The sequence below is a fragment of the Paenibacillus sp. LHD-117 genome (assembly GCF_030929555.1).
Taxonomy (GTDB): Bacteria; Bacillota; Bacilli; order Paenibacillales; family Paenibacillaceae; genus Pristimantibacillus.
In genome coordinates this window covers 1-21,707 of the sequence record NZ_JAVFVT010000048.1, presented here as the reverse complement: position 1 = coordinate 21,707, position 21,707 = coordinate 1, and the positions used below count along the sequence as shown (strand labels likewise).

Here is a 21,707-nt window from a genome sequence, read left to right as displayed (position 1 = left end):
ACTGATTTCCAATTACCACCTATTATATCATCCGGCTTTGAGTTCCGTTAGAGGACTCGCCGCCCTGTATTCAGTTTTGTTCTTCATCATGCTGTAGATGATGTTCACTAGCCTTCTCATGATGCATATGAGGGCTTGCTTTTTCGTCTTGCCTTCTGCTAGCTTCCGTTGGTAGAACTCGTACATGAGTGGATTACGCTGTGTCTTGTTCTTTCCCTTGGCGACTTGGATTTGCTGAACGGCTAGGTTATGGAAGATGCTGTTCAGAACTCGATTGCCTTGACCGCTTGCTTGGTCTTTGCCCTTGCCGCCCGAACTAAATCGGATAGGAGCGATTCCGGCGAATCGGGCTAGTTTGTCGGCATTAGAGAAGCGGCGAACATCTCCGATTTCTGCAACCAGTTCCGCCGCTGTCACAATGTTGATTCCGTCCATCGAATCTAGCTTATAGTCTGTCTTGGCTAGCACCTTCCGAAGTTCTTCTTCAACTTGCTTAATAAGTTCCCGACTTCTCCGCATATCATGAACCATACTAACGACTAGGAAATCTCGATGTTCTTGAAGTTTACGCTCGGTTGCTCCGTCCTGTCTGACGACTTCCAAGATTTCTTCCGCCTTACGGGTGGAACAGGTGTTATGGCTTGCTTTGCGAAGGTATTCAGCTAGTTCCTCTGTCCCCACCGATGATAGATGATGCGGTGCAGGGTACTTTTCCCAAAAGGCTAAAGCCGCCTTCCCGTCAATGTCACAGAAGAATTTCTTGTAGGACGGATAATGATAGCTTAATTGCTGATGAAGCTGATTCTTAAGCATAGCGGCATGTTTGACGATAGAGTTTCGTCTTGCTACTACCTGCCCAAGAGTCCAGTAAATGTCCTGTGGATTTGCATCCGGCAGTTCATCTAGTCTTGCAAGTAGCACTTTGGCGATGCAGAACGCATCCCAACTGTCGCTCTTTTGCGTAGTCGCATTACTCATGCGTTCATTGTAAGATAGAGCCGAATTGACTTCCTTGACAATTTGCTTGTTCTCGACAAGGTGAACGGCTACTGACCTGCCGTTGCCGCCCGTATCCTCTAACCCATATACAGGGGTCAAGCCTTTTGGCGTATGCTTCATGACGAACTTCATCAGGTCATCAAAGGCAGACGGTTTATTCACGATTTGGATTTCGCCTAACCGCTCATTCCAACAGTTGATGATAACGGCGGTATGTTGAGCCTTATGTAAATCCATTCCGACATAGATATGCGTTTGCTTATAGTGCAACAAAAGGATTCACCCCTGTTTACGGATTTGTGAGTTAGCTATGACGGTAGGTAAAGAATGGGTGCAACCTCAGTTCGAGCGTTAACCTTTCGGTTCGCAGTGGGACGCAAGCATCTCCATTCAATGTCCGTCAAAGGATGGCTTGATGTAAGCCCTCCGCTGATATATCTCCATAGCGGTAAATACCGCTATAAAAATCACGTCTGTCTAATATTCGTTTGACTTGCACTTTCGTAAACTTCTTGCCTTGTTGGGTCGTAAAACCTGCTTCATTCAAGGATTCTGCGATTCTTGTCAGCGTCCATGTTGGATGCTGTTCCTTTAGTTCAAACACTCTGCGGACGGTCTTAGCTTGCTTTTCGTCCACTTGGATACACTTCTGACCTATCTCAGCCTTGTAGCCGAATGTTGCTCGTCCTCCGGCATAGCCGCCCTGTTGGGCTTTCTTGCTCCGCCCCCGACCTAACTTGAGAGCGATTTCGAGCCGTTGGTACTGGTCGAGCAGTTCCATCAGCCCATTGATTAGAAAATCGTTCGGGTCTTTCTTGTAGATGGAGTATGTCGGCTGTTCGATGCTCCGAACGTCTACCCCATGCTTCTTGAACTCTCGATGTACCAACACTTTCACAATGTCTGACCGCCATAAACGGCTTGTATTGAGGACGACAACTGCATCAATGGTTTGGGCGGCAATAGCGGCTAACATCGTCTGAAAGCCGATTCTGTCCACCTCAAGGGCTTCCTCGTCTATCTTAGCCCCACTGATACCTTCATCGCTGTATATGTTCATCAGATTCCATCCTTGCTCCTGACAATAGGAACGGATTTCATCTTGTTGGTACGCTAAACTATAACCGTCTTTGGCTTGTCCTTGTGTCGAAACTCTGACATAACCGATGACATTCATGCTGTTTCCTCCCCACCGTTACAGAAATCTGAATTATTGTAACGCTTAGTAGATACAACTTGATTATATACCAACTAAGCGATACAATCAATCATTTCCATATGGGGTAAGGAAATCGTATAATAGGGGTAATCAAGTCTGTTCGGAAGTTGGTGTCAAATTGCCCGTTGTAGTAAAACTCAAAGAGATTCTAGCTGAACGTAATATGTCTCAGCGTGAATTGGCAAGGTTAACAGGACTACGACCAAATACCATAAGTCATCTATGCTCCAGTGAAGTCGACAGAGTTCATCTCAGCACATTTGACGTTATCTGCAAGACATTAAACATCAGCCTGAGCGAACTTCTTGTACAGGAAGATAACTAACCTTGCCACAAACTAAAGCACAGGGAACTGTTATTAAATCCGCCCAATGCCTAGTGGCGAGAGCATCAAAATCTACGGGTTTCTGTTTCTGTAAGGACATAATTTCTTTTATTGATGCTCGGTGATGCTTGCTGAGTTCATCAGGAGTCATTAAGCCATGTTGTAGTGCTAGTATCATGGCTCTTTTCTCCGCTCGTACAGCTTGCAAGTCAGCAATAATGCTACAAGTGTAGTAGTCATTGAACTTGGGCGGATACTGGATGATGCTCTCCATCGGGATTTTCTCGTCAGGTCTATAAACCAGTTCCACCCTTGTTCGTTCCCCCACTTCTCAATCCCCTTGGACTTCCGTTCTTCCTTCTTATCATAATTCCGACAGAAAGCATGGTCTTTGCTTTCTTCTTTCCTGCCAAAATAGCGAGTGCCTTCATAAACATTCATGTTCCGCCCCGTATTTGAAGCAAGAAATACATTGCTCATCGGGTATGGGAAATCATAAGCCAACTCGCATCGGTTGAAATGAACTTCCTGAGAATGTCCGTATAGTGCATCAAGCAACGTGCGAAACTTCACCAAATAATCAGGATGGGTTTCAATTTGAAGCGTGTACTTCCTTGATTTCTTCTGCCACCATGGTTGATACCGCAAGTACAGGTAAGCATCATCCATTCCCAAATTCCAATGATAAACATACCCTTTATGACGTATGACAGGCTTAACATCAAACCAGTCCCGAAAAGACAGGGCGAGTTGATTGTAGAAGTTCACCGTCACTCCATGATATTCAATAGCAACTTTGTCTATTGAAAGCTGTACGTTATTCATGCGTTCCCCCACTGGCAAAACTTTTGACGAATTTGCCGCTTGTATTATAAGAATGAGGGAGTGGGTGGCTAGCCTTACCACATGACCTACTCTTTATGTAAACTGATCGTCACCAGATTGCTTTCTTCGTCGTAATAATCGCTACTATGAACAGTTCTGTTGCGGACAAAATCAAATTACTTGATTTAGCCGCCCCTACTAATAATGGTCGTGCTTTCCATCTTAAAAGATGCATTACCTTGTCATCCTCCCTATCGGGGCGAAGTATTCTACAGTTGCGAAAAATTTTGAAAAAAACGCAAGAAAGCGAAGATAACAAAAAACAGGTCAATCATGGTAGTATCTGACCATAATCGACCTGTAAAATGTAACGGTATAGCGTTATTTAGGATATAAAATTCAAGCATTCTAGTACGTACAACAAATTCAAGAAATCATTATACGGGTATTACATGGGTTAGATGTGTTTTTGGTTGAATGATGGGTTCATTCGGCACTGGGTGGCCCCCACCAAAAAAGAAACCTTGAAAGGCATGAAGCCAATCAAGGTCTATACTTATGATTCATGTAAGTTGATAAACAGTTATTGCCATGTCTGACTCTCCCATGAAATTTTCAATTATTTCAATATTAAATTTGAGCTCAGGAAATAGTTCCTTAAACCATAATTCCCAAAAGTATTTGATAATTTTGCAGAAATTAAAATAGATACCATCATTATCCAACGAACTATCTCTTGCTAGTAAGAAAAAGTCTGTCAAAGACCAACTATTAACGTGCTTTTCTATTTTTTGTCTGTCAAAATTATACTCCTGTTCTAGCGATTCAATATTGCCATTATAAAATTCAGAGATGAAGTAGCAACCATTGACTTCTAAAATCTTAGGTGAAAGCACTGTGGCAATCGATAAATAGTTTTCAATACCACAAGTATTAAAGGCATGATTCATCATAGTCTTTCCCATAGGATTCGCAAATTCTTTCAGCAAGTTCTCATTGGCTATGCTTTCATAAATTTTCATGTTCAATCTCCTATTTTAATAATTCTGATGGAACACTACCTTCCAATTTTACATCCCTTGGATAATAATTTCCGTTAGGTGCTTTATCCCAAACGGTCATTTTTACCCTTTCACTCGAAATATCATAAATTAGTCTGCCATCACCATCATATACAAGGGTGTGCCCTGCATCTGTTTTAACGTAACTGTTCGGAGTACCATTCAGTGGTCTTCCTCCACCACTTCTTCCTCCTGATTTAATTGTGCCTGCATCTGTTAGATTATCAAGCAAATTCTTATCAAGTTCGGAAGTCTTAGTTACGTTCCGAGTTAATTGATTACCCGTCCCCTCATCAGCGTTTTTTGCCATAATACCCTTCACTGTTGTTTCAACGGTTTCAACAACCTCTTTTACTATTACAGGCCCACTTTCAATTAATTCCTGTACCTTCTTTTGCGGAATGAAATTTATTGCGACATTACCTGCAGCTAAAAATTGTTTAAAGGAGTAAGGATCTTCCTCAGTTATTGCAACATATTCACCCCATGCGCCCATCGTATAACCATCAAGAAAGTCATAGGCAAGGTTTTTCGCATTATTGACTGCTCCTTGAAACTTACTTACCTGGGTGTTTGAGTTCAGATCAGATGTCGATTTTGCAGGCTGAGTTGACTGCTTACCCGTATTACTGGATTCCTTAGATGATGACTGCTTGGTATTAGATCCCTGCTCAGGTTGATAGTTCTTATTCCTTCTTGAATCATTATAATAAGAATTATCGGCTGATGATAGTCCTCCTGGCTTTGTATTCTTAGCTGAATCAAGAGCATATTGTTGAATAGAGTCTGGAGCTGCTCTAGTACTGTGTGCAGCATTCAATACGCTCAACGTCTGATTACCCACGCTACCATCTACTTTGATGCCCATACTCTTCTGGAATGCCTTAACCGCTGCCTCGGTTTGAGGACCAAACGAACCATCCACTGCAACATTAAAGCCCATATCCTTTAGCTTCTGTTGTACTTCTTTGACTTCTTTGCCTTTATCTCCGCGATCAATATAATTATGACCACTAGGATCATAATACTTCAACGGATTATTAATTGTGTACGTATAAAGATTCAGCGACAACGGATCTTTAGCATTCCCTCGATACGTATCCTCGCTCAAGAACCTTGCGATCTTCGGATCATAATAACGGGCGTTCAAATAATACAGCTTGCTCTCCTCGTCGTACTGATATCCCGCATATCGAATCGGATTCTGAACGGTACCCGTGGACTCCATTATGTTGCCGAATGCGTCATACCGATACGAAGCCTTAACAACGCCTGCGTTGTCTACCAATGAAGTGACGTCGCCATGGCCGTTGTACAAGTAGCTGTATTTCTCGCTGCCCATTTCCCGCGTCAGCAAGTTAATGCCATATACATTTCTTGCTTTGGTCTGGCCTTTGCCGTTAACCTCCAGAATAACTTTATCGTATTCATAGAGATAAAGAGTCGTCTCTCCTCCTACTGTCTTCTGCGTACGAAGGCCTTCGGCATTATACGCATAGGTTGAACCGCCGCTTCCCGAGCCAATCTGAATTAATTGATTCCAACCATCGTAGACAAACTGGGCCGTGCCGTCGACAATATTTTGGATACGCGGATTCTCGTTCTCCTGGCCAGTGATGAACATGCCAAAGCTTGGATCGATCGGCTGCATGGGATCAACAACTTTAGTAACCTCGCGTCCCTTGAAGATCAAGTTGCCGTTGTTATCGTATTTGTATTGATCGATCAGCTTCTCGCCATTCGTCTTGACTTCTGTCGTATTCATGAGCCGATTCTGCTCGTTGTACGTGTACAAAGTCAAGGTGACCTGGCTTCCCTGAACGACTTTCTCCTGCGTTCGGTTGCCGGAGGCGTCGTAGGTGTAGCTGGATACACGGCCGCTTGGTTCTTGGACGCGCGAAAGTCGATTCAATTCGTCATACGTATACGTCGTAGTCCCAATCGTGACGCCGTTTTGCATTTCGGTCTTGGAAGTTTGATTCCCTGCCGCATCGTACGCATACGTGTAAGAATCTAGCAGTGTAGTGCCCTTCCAGTTCTTCAGCGTCTCTAATTGATTACCCGCGGTATACGTATATTCCTCCTTGATGCCGTTGCTGTATTGAATCATCTTCACGCTGCCATCATCGTAATAGGTGTACGTGGCTGTGTCTGTCGGGCTGCTCTTAACAATCGACAAGCGATTTGCATTATCATAGACCTTCAAAGTTTCGTTGTTTTTGACATCCACGGTTTTCTCAACAGAATAACCTGGGAACAATTCATCCATTACATCGTAATGGAAGACGCTAGTTCCCATCTTCGGAACGGACTTCGTTACGACCCGGTTAAGCTCGTCATACGTCCGGCTTGTCGTCCCGGTGCTATCCGTCATCGTAAGTTGGTTGCCGTTCGCATCGTATGTGTATGTCACTTTCAGCTGCAGCTCAGAGAGCTGGGCAATGCCCGCTCCTTCGACCGATTCCGTCGTTAACCTACCATGAATGTCATAGGCATACGTTGTCGTATGACCGTTTCGGTCAATCTTCGAATGCAAGCTACCGTCTGCGCGATAACGATAGCTTTCCGTCTTGGCTTCCATATTTTCGGTCGGAACGGATTCGTCGCTCTGCTCGGCTGCGGGATCGATGCGTGCAATGAGCTTATTGCCGGCGTTGTAGACGAAGGTTTGCGTAAAACCTCTACCATCCGTCTGCGTCAGTTTGTTACCAACCTGATCATACGTATAACGGGTTACTTCGCCCAACGCATTCGTTATGCTCGTCAGTCTACGCATGAAATCATACGAATACGCCGTTTCGTTGCCTTTCGCATCGCGATACAAGCTGACGAGTCCCAACTCGTTATACACGTTTTCGATGCGGTTATTTAACGCATCTACTCGTGCCGTCTCCCGATTATTGCGATCATATTGATATTGAGAAAGCCGATTCAATGCATCCCATGATTTTACTTGCGCATGGTTGGCGTTATACGCCAATCTTTGAACGACAACTCCGTTGGCATCCCATTTCACCGCCAACCGATTAAGGCCGTCGTAAACGAATGTTAATTCATGAGTCTCTCCATTTATTAAGTAGTTCTCATTAAGAATATTTCCATTCCGGTCGTATAGATACGATGTCACCTGTTCCTGTGACGCCGAGTTAACGCCTGTTACTTTGACCTGTTTCTCTATCAATCGGTTCATTGCATCATATTGATAGGCGATCCGATTGCCATTGCCATCGGTCTCGAATCGCTTATTACCAGCCAAATCATATCCGGTAGAAGTCGTGATCCTATTCGTACTCGTGCTGGACTGCTGGGTTTGACTTATGACTCTTCCGCTCGGATCGTATGTTGTCAATTGAACGGCGCCAAGCGCATCCCATTCCTTCGCAAGGCGACCCATCACATCGTATTGTCGGTTCAATACTTGGGGCGGCATGGTCTCGTCTCCAGGCATTTGTACCGTACGGATCTGACCAAAATCATTATAACTGTAACGCGTTACCTGTCCATTCGCATCCCTCTGCTCGAGCAGGTGCCCCGCCCAGTCATACTCATTCGTCGTAAGTGCCTGCTCTGGCGAAGCAGCCGACTTCCGTACGGCTGTCGACGATATACGGTTTGCATCGTCGTAATAGGTGACGTACACCGTGCCGATCGCATCGGTTTCGGCGATTTGTCTACCTAGACCATCATACGTATAAATACTTGTAAATTTATTACCTTTCTCAGCGCTAACCGGATCCGTCTTTGTGGCAATCAAATTGGCGGCGTTATAAGTCGTTCGAGTACCATACCCGTTCTGAATGCGTTCGTCCGCCGTCTTGCCCGTTCCGAAAGCATAACCTTCTCCGTCAAGTTCTTTGGTGACATTGCCTTTCTCGTCATATGCGAACGCCTTTGTAACCAGTTCTTCCCATTCGGATGTCAGTTCCTCGCTCTGCGGGTTATACTCTAAACTTTTGAAAAATTCCGTTACAACCTTAACCCGATCCATCTTATCATACATATATTCAGTTCGTTGCATTTGATCCCAATGCAAGTCTTCACGATAAGCTGCCGGCGAAATAACGGCGATTTTTCGTTGTGCCCGGTCGTAAACTTGTAACTGCTTTCCGCCATGCGGATACGTTGTGAGTTCAAGCGAACCATTCGCATTATACGAATAGGACGTCTTTCGTCCTAAAACATCCGTCGAAGTAAGCGGGTTTCCCTGCCAGTTGTAAGTCGTCTCCGTTGTCGCAATGGATGGTTTTCCAAATTCGTCCAAAGCCTCACTCTTCGTTTTCGTCACTCGGTTTAGCGCATCATATTCATACTTTGTTTCTTTGCCGTCCGGTGTTATAACAGAAACTATGTTCCCATTGGCGTCATAGCGGGTTTTAGTCTCGAGTTGTATCAAGTTATTGCTTGTAAATGCAACGCCGCTAATATCTCCGCCCCTTACCGGATTTTTCTGGGAAATAATCTGACCACGATGATTGTATGCATATTGGGTTACCATGGACGCTGATGCTGATGAATATTCCTCTTTCCTAACCAACTGCCCGTCCAAATTGTATTGCATCAGGGTTTTGCCGCCGGATGAATGGAGCAGCTCCGTGTTATGCCCCTGTTCGTCATAGATGTATGTGGACACAACGGCTCGGTCTCCAATCGGCTTGCTATATAGCGATACAGGATCTTTACCCCGGCGCTCTTCAACTTTTTGCCCGTTCCGATTATAGACAAACCCTGTATACATGTACTTTCCTTTATCCAGAGGCGCCCATTGATCGGTTAGACGATTTAATCCATCGTAGGCGTAAATCGTGGAAGAGCCTCTGGCATCTGTGACCGCACTCGTCAAACCATTGGCATGGTAAGTTGTTCGATCCGTATTCCCGTCCGGAAGTTGTTTCTCGACTACTCTTCCCTTCCAATCAAATACAGTTGCGGTTACTGCTTGTTCCGTATCGTTCAAAAACACGGTTTCCGTCTTGCGCTCATGCCCGTTAGATAAAGTTGTGATCGCAATATCCTTCACCTTCACAGGTACAGCCGATTTACTGGTTTTGAACAATACCCTTTTAATCCGATTCATGACATCGTATTCATACACATACTCCGAACCGTTCGGTTGAATTTCTCTCGTAACGTTGCCATATATGTCGTATTCATATCGGGTTTCGAAACCCATCTCATCGACTGTACGTTCGATCTTGCCATATGGATAATAATAAGTTCTGAATCCTGCTTCCTGATTGTTATAAGCAATGCCAGTAGAATTAGATAGTTGGTCTTCGAACGATTGATATTGGTTAGGCCGAATTTCTTGAACATTACGTCCTTCCGTGTCATAGACGGAACGAGACGTTTCTCCTCCATCTTCGACCTTCCTCAATAATCTTCCATTCCTGTCATACGTATAATCCGTTCGATATCCTTCCGGCGTAATCACAGAGGTTAGCCAACCAAGCGGCGAATAACTTTTCCTTGTTACGCCTCCCCCAGGAGCGGTGCTAGTAACGGCGTTGCCGTATTTGTCATACGTATAGATGATTACATTCCCTTCCGCATCGGTCTCCGATTTCAACAAACCATTGACCGAAACGCCGAAACGCTGTGCCTCGGCTTGGGAATAATACGTAAAAGAAGTAACGATGAAAGCTCCGGATAAAGTGCCATTGTAGACGTCTGTACCGTTAATCGGATTAATCTGTTTGGTTTTCAAATGGTTAATATATTCGTAATATATCGTCTTGCCAAGCTCGTCCTTCTCCTTAACAAGATGGTTCCAATTGTCGTAGGCATATTCCCGGAAGCTTCCATCCGGATTAACGATTTTGGTAATATTGCCTCTATTGTCTCTTTCGTATAACGTTTTGTTGCCATTTCGATCCGTAATCGACTTCTCTTCGCCGAATTTATTAAAGCCGCTTGCATCCGTATAATATTCGACAACGGTTTGCTTGCCTTCGGGATCTTGCGACTTCGTGACAAACATCGCCATATCGTACCACTTCGTCAATGTACGACCATTGATATCCTTAATGGTTGTCTTCCGATTTACCGTATCGTAAATGAATGATTGCGCATTTCCGTACGTGTCGGTGTAACGGGAAACTTTGTTTTGGTTAACGCCAGCGTTTCGGTCATAGATGATGGAAGCCACAACATGATCGCTGGAATTGCGGACGACGTTCAAGTAGCTATACGAATCATATTCATATCGGGATATGACTTTGCCCTCGGCATCCGTTACATTGATCAGTCGATTCGAGCTGTCATAACTATATGTAACGAACCGCCCCGTCACATCCGTTATTTTCGTTATGAGGTTACCGGTATAAGAAACCGTATAATCACGGCCGACGGTATCCGTTATTTTGGTTACTTTCCCCATGTTGCTGACTTCGATCGTAATCGTATTTCCTGCGGGATCCTTCATCCAGTTCAAATAACCGTCGCTCGTAAAACCGTACGAATATTGGTCTGAGGTCGTCAGGATATGCGTATTGTCCGGCTGCTTCTTCAACTCGCTATGCGAGTCGTTGGCCGTATATGTATCCCCGCTCTTAATGAACACTTGAGCCGATCCATTCGGCAGCTTGGCAACCATCTGAGTCCCCAGTTTTAAGCTACCTTCGAAGCTGAACGTCCATCCCCTTCCCATCCAGCTTGAAGTACGGTCATCCTTGGAATTGTAAGTCCGGCCGATATTGATTGTAAAGCCGGGAGACGTGACGGACATATCCGTGATAGTCTTCGAATAATTCCCCGTCGTGACGGAAACGCCCTCTTCCCCGTAATGGATCTGTTCTTGCAACGCCGGATCAATCTCGGCAGCCAACGTTACCACCATATCGTCGATATCTTCTTCGCCCATGACAGGGGTTGTCTCATCTGTGACAACCGGGCCTGCTTCCTCTCCCGTTATCGCCTTGGCGGCATCTACGATGCCGCCGCTAGCTACCTTTCCTTTCAAGGAGGCGAGCGATGTTGTGGCTGCTCTTAATCGATCAGCCAATTGAACGGCCGTCAAATCCGGGTACATGCTCTGGACCAATCCCGCGACACCGGATACGAAGGCGGCTGACATCGACGTACCCGTCAAGTAACCATTGGATTCATTCGGCAAAGTGCTCAGCACTGCAACTCCCGGCGCCGCCAAATCCACGTTTGTCCCGTAATTGGACGTAGCCGCCAGTATTCCTTGATTATCCAACGCGGCTACCGAAATCACATTGGGTAAAGAATAGGCCGCAGGATAGACGGGACTTGCCGCCGTATCCTGTCCATTGTTTCCAGCACCGCTTATGAACAAGATACCGCTATTGCGTATAGCATCCTCTAAGGCCGGATTAGAAGATGGGCTGCCGAAGCTGGCATTTATGATCTTGACTCCGGCTTGTTTGGCATATTCGATCGCCGCAATCGCGTCAGATGTATATCCTTTGTTGTCCGACATGAACTTTAATGGTAGCAGAGTGATGTTCGGCGCCACGCCCCTTGTTCCAATACTATTAGCGCTTGCCGCAACTAAACCAGCCACGAACGTACCATGTTTGTCATGTGTTGCCGCATCAAATACGGTTGCGTCGTCATTAGCAAAATCCCAACCGCTCGTGTCATCTATATATCCATTCCCGTCATCATCAAGTCCGTTGCCCGAAATCTCCAGCGAATTTCTATAAATACGATCCGCCAAATCGGGATGCTGGATATCGATACCCGTGTCCAATATTCCGATTAGCGTAGACGCTTGTCCCGTCGTATGCTGCCAAGCTTCAAGCGTGCGAATATCAACGCCTTTCACTCCTTGCTGCATCGCAACGTCTTGGCCTGTGTTGTTCAATCCCCAAGATTCCTCAAATCGCTCATCCTCGGGTAACGCAAGAGGTGTTAGCTCATAGTTCGGCTGCGCGTATTGTACGTTTGGATCTTTGCGAAGTTCGCTCAGAACCCCCTCCATCGAGCCTGTACCCTCAATCGTTAGCAATTCCACACCGGTACGCTGCATTTTGCGCTTGCTGGTAAGATCGTTAGCCGATAACTTCTTGTCTACCCGCTCCTTCGCTTCCTTGGATTTGGACTGGTCTTTGTATTTGACAAGCACTTCAGTCTTACTCCGTGGAGTGGGTTTGTTCTTCTGCCCTTCAGCGTATACATAGCTGTAATCTTGAGCGAAAGAGCTCAGCAATACGATGATTAATAAGCTTTTGAATAAAGCCGATAAAATAGTTTTCATAGGTTCCTCCGATATCGAATAATGGGACTCTCATCGTTATTACTATTTAAGATTGTTGGACAACCGTATACGTAATGGAAGATCCGCCGGAAGCGAGTCCCTGGAATTTTATGCTGTTAATAACGCCCGTCCAAGACTGTCCGGATTCAATCGGCTTATCCGTCACAAAGGTGATACGACCCGGGGTAAATTGCATGATGGTGATATCTGTCCCTTCAATGCGACCCGTCGTTAATTCCGGTTTTCCTGTAAGGGAGGATAAATCCGTCACCTTCATTGCATTGGCGTCATAACTAATCATCAAAGTATATTTGCTGAAATCCGTGATATCGGAGGCCGTCAAATTAAGATCGACCAACTTCCCTTTGGTTAGCTTCGCGTTTATTGTATTGTTCACGATCAGATTGCTCCAAGCTCCGATACCCGCTTCATTAATTGTGCGTATCCGATAACGATTTTCGGAACCTGCAGCTACCCTACGGTGCGTATAACTCGTCTGCAATCCTGCATCTTTCACAGCGCCATTGATCTCGAGCTCATAACGTACTGCCGAAGGTTCTTCTGCCCACGACAATTGTACTAAGTTCCCGGAAGAGGAGAGCGTGATGCCTTCAGGTGCTTTCGGCACTTCAGGTAACGTTCTCATAGCAATGGCGGTCGTCCAATCGCCTTGAACCGCATCGGTTACTGCTCGAATACGATACGTATGCGCGGTGAAAGGATCAAGAAGCTCGTCTGAATAAGACGTGGCATTAAAGTTATCCATTATCACCTTACCATCGATTTCAACTTGATAGCCGCTAGCTCCGACGACGTTCTCCCAAGACAAAGTAATGTAATCCTTACCTGCTACGGCGTAGATTCCGACAGGCGCAACCGGCTTAGCCGGAAGCGTAGTCAGCTTCATCTCGGAGGACCATGCACTACTTCCGTTAGAACCTTTTGCTCGAATTCGGTACGTATATACGGTCTCAGGCTGCAAGCCTTCTTGAATGACGTTTATGCCGCTAACTTGTTGGAGGACGCCGTTACGTTCCAACTCATAACTTGACGCTCCGGTTACTGCCCCCCATTTCAATGAAAGTTCCGTATCATCCGCATATTCTTTGGTTAACTTCGGCGTAGCCAAAGCGAACGTCGTTAAAGAAAGCGAGTTGCTCCACGTACTGGAACCTAACTCATTCCAAGCCCGAACGCTATATTGATAGGTTGTATTCGGTTGCAAACCGCCAAGCGAAGCAAAATTAGCAGAACCGTTATAAAATACGACTCCATTCGCCATAATTTCGTAATAAGTTGCATCCTCAACTCGTTGCCAGTTCAGATGTACCGTGGTGTCGGATGCCGATCCGGTTATCCCCGCAGGTGCAGCAGGTGCTGTTAGTAGTGTCAGCACCGTTCTGAGTGAAGACCATGGACCCGGTCCGCCTGTATTGATGGCGCGAACGCGATACGAATGCTGAGATCCAGGTAGTAAATCTCTGAAAGTATAGACTGTAGCTTCTCTACCTACACGATATAATTGACCGTCCCATTCCAATTCGTAGCTCAGCACGTTGGTCACGCCGCTCCATTGAATCGTTACGCTCTTTGCGGTTGAGCTAACCGTCACTGAAGCTGGCGTAACCGGTGCAGGCATTAACGTCTTTGTAGATAGTGGCTCGCTCCATTCTCCAGGCACTCCGTCTCGCACTGCGCGTACGCGATAAAGATGGGAAGTACTAGGCGTCAAGTTATTGTGAATATAAGACAATTGAATGCCAACTTCTACAATCGATCCATCCGTCTCCAATTGATAGGACGTGGCTTCAAGTACGGGCTTCCAACTCAGTTCAATTTGATTCGTTAATGGTACGGCCTTGAGTCCTGCTGGAATAGTTGGTGGTTTAATAGGCGGGCCGGCTTGCACCGCGGCCGATATTGCCGTTTCGATCCCTTCCTTATTCCGAGCCTTGATTTGGAATTTGTAGTTAGTGCCGGACTGTAGGCCTTTGACCGTAATTTTCTTGGCCGGAATCGAAATCCAGACGGGTTGCATCGTTAACGTGCCGTCTGTAGAAACAAATTTATTGCCAACTGTAATCTGATAGGAGGTGTCTGAAGGGTTTGAGTCTGACACAGTAAATGTTGCGGATGTTGGTGTAATACCTGATGAGGCTAAGGTTGGTGCGGCTGCTAACGTAAATGCATCTTTCTTCTGTGTTGTAATCTGGCCGTTAGCGTTCTTCACTTGAAATTCGACAGGGTATTTCGTATTAGGCTGCAGTCCGTTTAGTGTATAAGTTGCTGCAGGACTGCCTGTCATCCAACCACTGTCGGACTCATCGAAGATAAAGCGATAAGGCGAAGGATCTAATGCCCCGCTGGCAGATGATCCGATTGCCGTTATGGAGTTCGTATCCGATGTTATGTTGAAAGAGTCTATTGTAGGTAAAGCATTTGTCACTTCGAAAGGAACTTCTTTACGAACGAGTTGGACACCGTCTGTTACTTCAAATACTAATTTATGGGTTCCTTGTGATAAGGCTGACGTATATAAAGACTCGAAATTGACGTAACTACTCTCTTGAGATAATCGAACATTCTTTGTTTCTAAAGGTTCTGTTCCGGAATCAAGAAATATCCTTGCGGTGACTGTGGTGTCTGGTAGACCGCTAAGGACGAGTCCAGGAGTATTATGAATCATCATTAGATTAGTTGGTTCATAAGCATACTTTGAATGTCCTAATCCTAATTGTCCAGAAGTGTTTAACCCCCATCCTTTGAGCGTTCCATCCTCCATTAACACCAACGTATGGAGGTTGCCCGCTGCTAGCTGCATTACTCCAGTTAAACTTGCTAGAGTCGTTGGAATAATTCTACTTGATATGTCACCTAATCCCAATTGACCCTCATAGTTAGAACCCCAAACCTTAATTGTTCCATTCTCCATTAACGCCAAGGTATAATAAAAGCCTGCCGTTATCTGTTTCACTCCGGTTAAGCCAGCTATAGTCGTTGGGATATTCCTGTTATTCGTATCACCTAATCCTAATTGACCGGAAGAGTTAGATCCCCAAGCCTTAACCGTTCCATCTTCCATTAACGCCAACGTATGTGAATTACCCGCCGATAGCTGCTTCACTCCAGTTAAGCCAGCTATAGTCGTTGGGATATTTCTGCTGGTCGTATTGCCTAATCCTAATTGACCAGAAGAGTTAGCCCCCCACGCCTTAACTGTTCCATCTTCCATTAACGCCAACGTATGGGAATCGCCTGCCGTTAGCTGCTTCACTCCAGTTAAGCCAGTTATAGTCGTTGGGATATTTCTGCTGATCGCATCACCTAATCCTAATTGACCGGACGAGTTTAATCCCCAAGTTTTAGTCGTCCCGTCCTCCATTAACGCCAAGGTATAAGATGAGCCCGCTACTATCTGTTTCACTCCGGCTAACCCAGAAATTGAAGTAGGAGTATATCTACTGGTCGTATCTCCCAATCCTAATTGTCCATAAGAGTTTACACCCCAAGTTTTGATCGTTCCATTCTGCATTAATGCTAATGCATGATTACTGCGTGCCGCTAACTGCCTTACTTCAGATAAGCCAGCTATATGAGTAAGGATATATCTGGTAAACGTGTCTCCTAATCCTAATTCACCGGAAGAGTTAGATCCCCAAGCCTTAACCGTTCCTTCATTCATTAACGCCAAGGTATAATAAGAGCCTGCGACTATCTGTTTCACCCCGGTTAAGCTAGATATAGCTGTGGGAATATTTTTTATAGCCGTTGTACCTCCTAATCCTAATTGACCAGAAGAGTTAGATCCCCACGCCTTAATCGTTCCATCCTCCATTAATGCTACGGTATGTGAAGCACCTGCTGCTAGTTGTTTTACTTTAGTTAAGCCAGAAATAGTTGTGGGGATGCTTCTGTTGGTCGTGTTTCCTAATCCTAATTGACCGAAAGAGTTAGATCCCCAAACCTTTACCGTTCCATCCTCCATTAGCGCCAACGTTTGGGATGAACCTGCTGCGAGTTGCTTCACTCCAGTTAAGCCAGCTATTGTAGTAGGAGTATTTCTGCTGGTCGTGTCGCCTAATCCTAATTGACCGGAAGAGTTAGATCCCCACGCCTTAATCGTTCCATCCTCCATTAGCGCCATCATATGGGAGTTGCCCGCCGATAATTGCTTCACTCCGGTTAAGCCAGTTATAGTCACTGGGATACTTCTGCTGGTCGTGTCTCCTAATCCTAACTGACCAGAAACGTTATTCCCCCACGCCTTGACCGTCCCATCCTCCATTAACGCCAGGGTATAGTACGAGCCCGCAGCTATCTGCTTCACTCCGGTTAAGCCTAATATTGTAGTAGGAATATTTCTATCGCTCGTGTCTTCTAGTCCTAATCCTAACTGACCGTAAGAGTTAGACCCCCATGCCTTGACCGATCCATCTTCCATTAATGCTAGTGTATGGGATGAGGATGATCCCGCTGTAAGCTGCTTCACTCCAGTTAAGCCAGCTATCGTAGTAGGAATATTTCTGCTGGTCGTGTTCCCTAATCCTAACCCACCGGAAGAGCTCGATCCCCACGCCTTGACCGTGCCATCTTCCATTAACGTCAGGGTATGGGATGTGCCTGCTACAAGCTGCTTTATTCCGGTTAGGTCAGAGATAGTTGTCGGTGTATTGCGGCCGATCGAATCTCCTAATCCTAATTGGCCGGAACTGTTACTCCCTGTTACCTTCATTACACCATTCGAATAAATAAAAGTAGAATTAGAATTTGGTCCCGTAGCAATAAAATTTTGCCCAATATAACCCGTGGCCTGAATCGGAATGGTCATGACTTGCATATTAATTAAAGTTGGTGTCGTACGCGGGCTACTATCTCCTAGACCTAGCTGAAAGTTGGAGTTAGACCCCATGCCACGAATACTATAGTCTCTCGATATTAGAAAGCTATAGTCGTATCCCGTTGCAGCATAAAGGATGTTATCTATTTTAAGTTCTATCGGGGAAGTATAATTTCCCTGGGAAGCTAAACCCAATTGATAACTATAATTGTTGCCCCATACCTTGACCTTACCATCATTTAATACAGCAAGTGTATGACTACTTCCTGCTGAAATCTGGGATACATTATCTAGTCCACTGATATTAACTGGCGATAATTGCTGAGCAGTCGAACCAATTCCCAATTGACCATTGGCATTAATTCCCCATGCCTTAACTGTACCATCATTCATGATTGCCAGAGCATATTGACTTCCTGCAGCTATATCTTTAACATTCGTTAGCCCTGGAACAACTGTGGGAGAACTCACAGTATTAGTATGACCTAATCCTAATTGTCCGTATTGATTATATCCCCAAGTTTTAACCGTTCCGTTATTTAACAATGCAGCAACATAGTTAGAGCCAGCAGCAATTTTTTTGACATCAGATATTCCGGGTATCGTTACAGGAGTTAATGAGTTACTGTATGTCCCATTCCCTAATTGTCCAACTCCGTTATTACCCCATGCTTTTAAAGTTCCGTCTTTCATAAGAGCAACGGCAAAATTGTCTCCTGCCGCTACTTGCATGACATTTGATAAATTGGTGTTCTTAGTAGGTACTGAATATTGCGACGTATTTCCAGTCCCTAGTTCTCCGTTGCTATTATATCCCCAAACAAATACTTCCCCCGATTCATTTACTGCATAAGAGCTATAGTACTTACTAGCAGTTATTTGGCGAATTCTCGTCAGGTTAATTTCTACTGGTGAACTTGCAGTATTAGTCGAACCATTTCCAACCTGAGTTAAGTTGTTTAAACCTACTCCTCTTACCTTTCCATCCGGCATCAAAAATAAGGTGTGATAATAGCCCGCTGCAACCGATGGATAATTAGTTGCAGATTGTGCCTGAGCCATTCCAGGTATGAAAGTCAATTGAACCAATAATGCTGTTAAAATGCACATCACAATCGTTTTTTTCATGTTCATGAAACTTCTCCTTTTGGACTAGATTAATAGGACTCTATGATTCGATATCAACAATCACGATATCCATTATAATCCAACATTTCGATAATTGTAATAGATGAAAAATGTTGTAAATTGTCGAACCTGCAGTCATTTTGTCGTTTGTCTTCAATAGTAGTGACTTGAGACTGATTTATTAATTTATGGACGATTCATAATTGTCGAATAAGATCGCTCGGATCGAAAAGACCGGCCGCAAGAATATGGTTTTGGCCTGATAAGTTGAATAGAAATACAAATAAGAGGCCGCCCAAGTCAAATCGACTTTCAGGACAGCCCCTATCGCTTCTGGTATTATTCTAGCACTCCAACTAGCTCGTATGCTCTCCTTCCAACTCCCCTTCTCCAGCCCATCTTACTCATGTTCTACTGCCCCAACTTCGGCAAATACCTCTCCCTCACGATACGAAGATGATGCTCCGCATGTCCCGCGATAAAATAAACGAGCGCCGACGCGATCGTCTTCGTATCGTTCACCACTCCCGTGCGGCCAAGCTCCTCCGCCTCCAGTCCTTGCACAAGAGCCAGCGTTGCGGCCCGGACGGCGCGATACTCGGCAACGAGCTCGGCCAAAGGACGCCGGTCGAACTTCGTGAAGTTCACGAATTGATCCGGATGCCGCGGCAGCGGCGTCTGATCTCCACGGGCGGCGCACATCAAGCGGTAACTCGTAATCCGCTCCGTATCCATGATGTGGCCGAGTACTTCCTTCAAGCTCCATTTGCCCTCCTCGTAACGGAAAAAACTTCGCTCCTCGCCGATCGACTCATATAAGGCGTCGATTGCCTCTCCCTGCTCTTTCAGCAGCTGGACGGGATCGCTCTCCGGCACCAGCACGATGTAGTTGTTGAAAGGCGGCGGGTAAAGGCCGTCCAACGGTTTTGGCAATACCATTCGCATACACTCCTTCGTAAACTCGAAATGATGAATAAGGAAAAGTATACCACGTATCTTCGTGCCGCCCATCCCCCGCTTACGCCTAGTCCAAGGCATGCCGCGCTGAATATTCTATCATCATACAGACCCATCAGACCCGCAGCATGAACGAACTTTCGAGGGAGGGTTCATCTTGGACATGTGGCAGCAAAATTATGAAGGGGTATTCTTCCTCCAGGACAGGGCGAGCGGATTCAAAGCGATCATCGCCATCGATAATACGAGGCTTGGCCCCGCTCTCGGCGGATGCCGAATGTGGCAATACGACAGCGACGAAGCGGCTGTCACGGACGCGCTGCGGCTCGCTAAAGGCATGACTTACAAATCCGCGATCTCCGGCCTTACCTACGGCGGGGGCAAAGCGGTTATTTTATCCCATCCCGGACAAGGAGCTCGCGAGCAGCTGTTCCGAACGCTCGGCCGTTATATCGATAAGCTGCAAGGCCACTACATTACCGGCATGGATCTCGGCACGACGGTCGCCGACATGGACCGCATCCGCGAGACGACTTCTTATGTCACCGACGTGTCGGGCTCGCTCGGCGCCGTAAACGATTTGACCGCCACGATGACGGCATACGGCGTTTTCCTCGGCATACGGGCTTCAATGAAACGCGTATTCGGTATGGAATCAACGCTTGGCAGAACGATTGCCGTGCAGGGTCTCGGCAAGGTCGGTTACCGGCTATGCCGGTATTTGCGGGAGGACGGGGCTTATCTGGTCGTCACGGATATCGACCCCGAACGCGTGAAGCAGGCTGCCACGGATTTCGGGGCGACGCCTTGCAAGCCGGAGGCCATCCTATCCGTGCCATGCGACGTGTTCGCCCCATGCGCGCTTGGCGGCATCCTGAACGACGCGGCGCTGAAGCGGCTCGATTGCAGGATCGTCGCGGGAGCCGCAAACAACCAGCTCGCGGAGGCGCGGCACGGAGAGAAGCTGCGGGAGCTCGGCATCCTGTACGCGCCGGACTACGTCATCAATGCCGGAGGCATTATCGTGACGGGCTCGGAGCTCGGCGGCGGGGACGCGGCAGAAGCGAAGCGGAACGTGGAGAAGATTTACGGCACGCTGACCAACGTGTACGAAACGGCTGCGGCGACGGGCACGTCCACCTCGGCCGCGGCCGACCGGATGACGGAGGATATTTTGCGGAAGTGAGGCGCTGTTGGCTTGGCTAGTTAGTTAGAGGCTGGTTTGCTCTCGGCGAGCTGTCGAACATTCGGCACAACAATTGCCTGGAGCGAGGCATCCTCAGGAAATCCGTCACTCGAGACGCTCGGTGCGAGCATACCTCAGGTCATCCGCCATTTGAGTCGCTTGGTGCGAGCACACTTCAGGACATCCACTTTTCGAGTCGCTTGGTGCGAGCACACTTCAGGACATCCGCTTTTCGAATCGCTTGGCGCGAGCACACTTCAGGACATCCGCTTTTCGAGTCGCTTGGCGCGAGCACACTTCAGGACATCTGTTATTTGGGCCGCTTGGCATGTGCACCTTCCAAGCAACTAATATTCGATTAGTCTGATGTGCGAGCATACCTCAGGTCATCCGCCATTTGAGTCGCTTGGTGCGAGCATACTTTAGGACATCTGTTATTTGGGCCGCTTGGCATGTGCACCTTCCAAGCAACTAATATTCGATTAGTCTGATGTGTGAGCACTCTTCGGGATATCCGCTATTCGAGTCGCTTGGAGCGATTCCTGTATTCCATACAGCAAATTTGAGTGAAAAGCCTTCTGCTATTGGCCATTCCTGTACTCCGTACAGCAATTTCACCACTTATACGACCGCAGGCTAAATAAGCGGCTGAAATTGCTGCATGAAATCAGGCTGTTGGGAAACCCCACTAATGAAATTGTCTTGAGACTTTTTATTGGAGGAGAGACGCATAAACATGCGGAATTACTCACCCCGCTAGCTTAGCGAGGTGCGTGGCTATTTTCTTTATGTTCTGTGCAGTTGCTGTCATCAACACTTGCATCTGCACCTTGTCTCTTCCCCGAAACCGGCAATAGCGAAGTCCGTGGAGCACTTTGGCGTCCGCGAAACTTCGCTCAATCGTCTGGCTTCGAAATTTATATATGGCTTTGCCCGTATCGGATTCCCG

General features: G+C 46.4%; 10 protein-coding genes. 2 read left to right on the top strand and 8 right to left on the bottom strand.

What is annotated here, in order from left to right; all coding sequences use genetic code 11:
* Nucleotides 1–27 precede the first annotated feature (27 nt).
* Nucleotides 28–1,269, bottom strand: coding sequence for an IS110 family RNA-guided transposase (locus RB620_RS27120; RefSeq protein WP_308099926.1), 1,242 nt, complete (start codon nucleotides 1,267–1,269; stop codon nucleotides 28–30).
* A 130-nt stretch (nucleotides 1,270–1,399) separates the two neighbouring features.
* Nucleotides 1,400–2,176: a recombinase family protein gene (locus RB620_RS27115; protein WP_308099874.1), complete on the bottom strand. Its 777-nt coding sequence runs from the start codon at nucleotides 2,174–2,176 to the stop codon at nucleotides 1,400–1,402.
* 160 nt (nucleotides 2,177–2,336) lie between these two features.
* Between RB620_RS27115 and RB620_RS27110 the strand changes: the two genes are divergently transcribed.
* Nucleotides 2,337–2,543 (top strand): helix-turn-helix domain-containing protein, encoded by a 207-nt coding sequence (locus RB620_RS27110; RefSeq protein WP_308099872.1) that lies wholly within the window; start codon nucleotides 2,337–2,339, stop codon nucleotides 2,541–2,543.
* A gap of 174 nt (nucleotides 2,544–2,717) precedes the next feature.
* On the opposite strand, the gene RB620_RS27105 is transcribed toward RB620_RS27110, so the two are convergent.
* From RB620_RS27105 to RB620_RS27085, 5 genes are all read right to left on the bottom strand, one after another.
* A complete protein-coding gene (locus RB620_RS27105) occupies nucleotides 2,718–3,368 on the bottom strand; it encodes a hypothetical protein (RefSeq protein ID WP_308099870.1) in 651 nt (216 codons plus the stop codon).
* Between the two features lie 563 nt (nucleotides 3,369–3,931).
* Entirely contained in the window at nucleotides 3,932–4,390 is a 459-nt protein-coding gene (locus tag RB620_RS27100) for a hypothetical protein (RefSeq protein WP_308099868.1), read from the bottom strand.
* Between the two features lie 10 nt (nucleotides 4,391–4,400).
* Nucleotides 4,401–12,650, bottom strand: a complete 8,250-nt coding sequence (locus RB620_RS27095) for a S8 family serine peptidase (RefSeq protein WP_374121471.1) — start codon at nucleotides 12,648–12,650, stop codon at nucleotides 4,401–4,403.
* A gap of 46 nt (nucleotides 12,651–12,696) precedes the next feature.
* Nucleotides 12,697–18,621: an RCC1 domain-containing protein gene (locus RB620_RS27090; protein ID WP_308099866.1), complete on the bottom strand. Its 5,925-nt coding sequence runs from the start codon at nucleotides 18,619–18,621 to the stop codon at nucleotides 12,697–12,699.
* Nucleotides 18,622–19,026: 405 nt separating this feature from the next.
* Nucleotides 19,027–19,554, bottom strand: a complete 528-nt coding sequence (locus RB620_RS27085) for a DinB family protein (protein WP_308099864.1) — start codon at nucleotides 19,552–19,554, stop codon at nucleotides 19,027–19,029.
* Nucleotides 19,555–19,735: 181 nt separating this feature from the next.
* Here RB620_RS27085 and RB620_RS27080 point away from each other — a divergent pair, with 181 nt between their 5' ends.
* Nucleotides 19,736–20,758 carry a Leu/Phe/Val dehydrogenase gene (locus RB620_RS27080; RefSeq protein WP_308099923.1) on the top strand — a complete coding sequence of 341 codons (1,023 nt, stop codon included), beginning with the start codon at nucleotides 19,736–19,738 and terminating at the stop codon, nucleotides 20,756–20,758.
* A 748-nt stretch (nucleotides 20,759–21,506) separates the two neighbouring features.
* Here the strand turns inward: RB620_RS27080 and RB620_RS27075 are convergent.
* The coding region (locus tag RB620_RS27075; protein ID WP_308094525.1) for a transposase at nucleotides 21,507–21,707 on the bottom strand (201 nt) is incomplete at its 5' end.

Bases quoted from the DNA above. Each gene is read 5' to 3' on its own strand.
- RB620_RS27115 (WP_308099874.1), bottom strand. From the start codon at position 2,176: ATGAATGTCATCGGTTATGTCAGAGTTTCGACACAAGGACAAGCCAAA.
- RB620_RS27105 (WP_308099870.1), bottom strand. From the start codon at position 3,368: ATGAATAACGTACAGCTTTCAATAGACAAAGTTGCTATTGAATATCAT.
- RB620_RS27100 (WP_308099868.1), bottom strand. From the start codon at position 4,390: ATGAAAATTTATGAAAGCATAGCCAATGAGAACTTGCTGAAAGAATTT.
- RB620_RS27095 (WP_374121471.1), bottom strand. From the start codon at position 12,650: ATGAAAACTATTTTATCGGCTTTATTCAAAAGCTTATTAATCATCGTA.
- RB620_RS27090 (WP_308099866.1), bottom strand. From the start codon at position 18,621: ATGAACATGAAAAAAACGATTGTGATGTGCATTTTAACAGCATTATTG.
- RB620_RS27085 (WP_308099864.1), bottom strand. From the start codon at position 19,554: ATGGTATTGCCAAAACCGTTGGACGGCCTTTACCCGCCGCCTTTCAAC.
- RB620_RS27080 (WP_308099923.1), top strand. From the start codon at position 19,736: ATGTGGCAGCAAAATTATGAAGGGGTATTCTTCCTCCAGGACAGGGCG.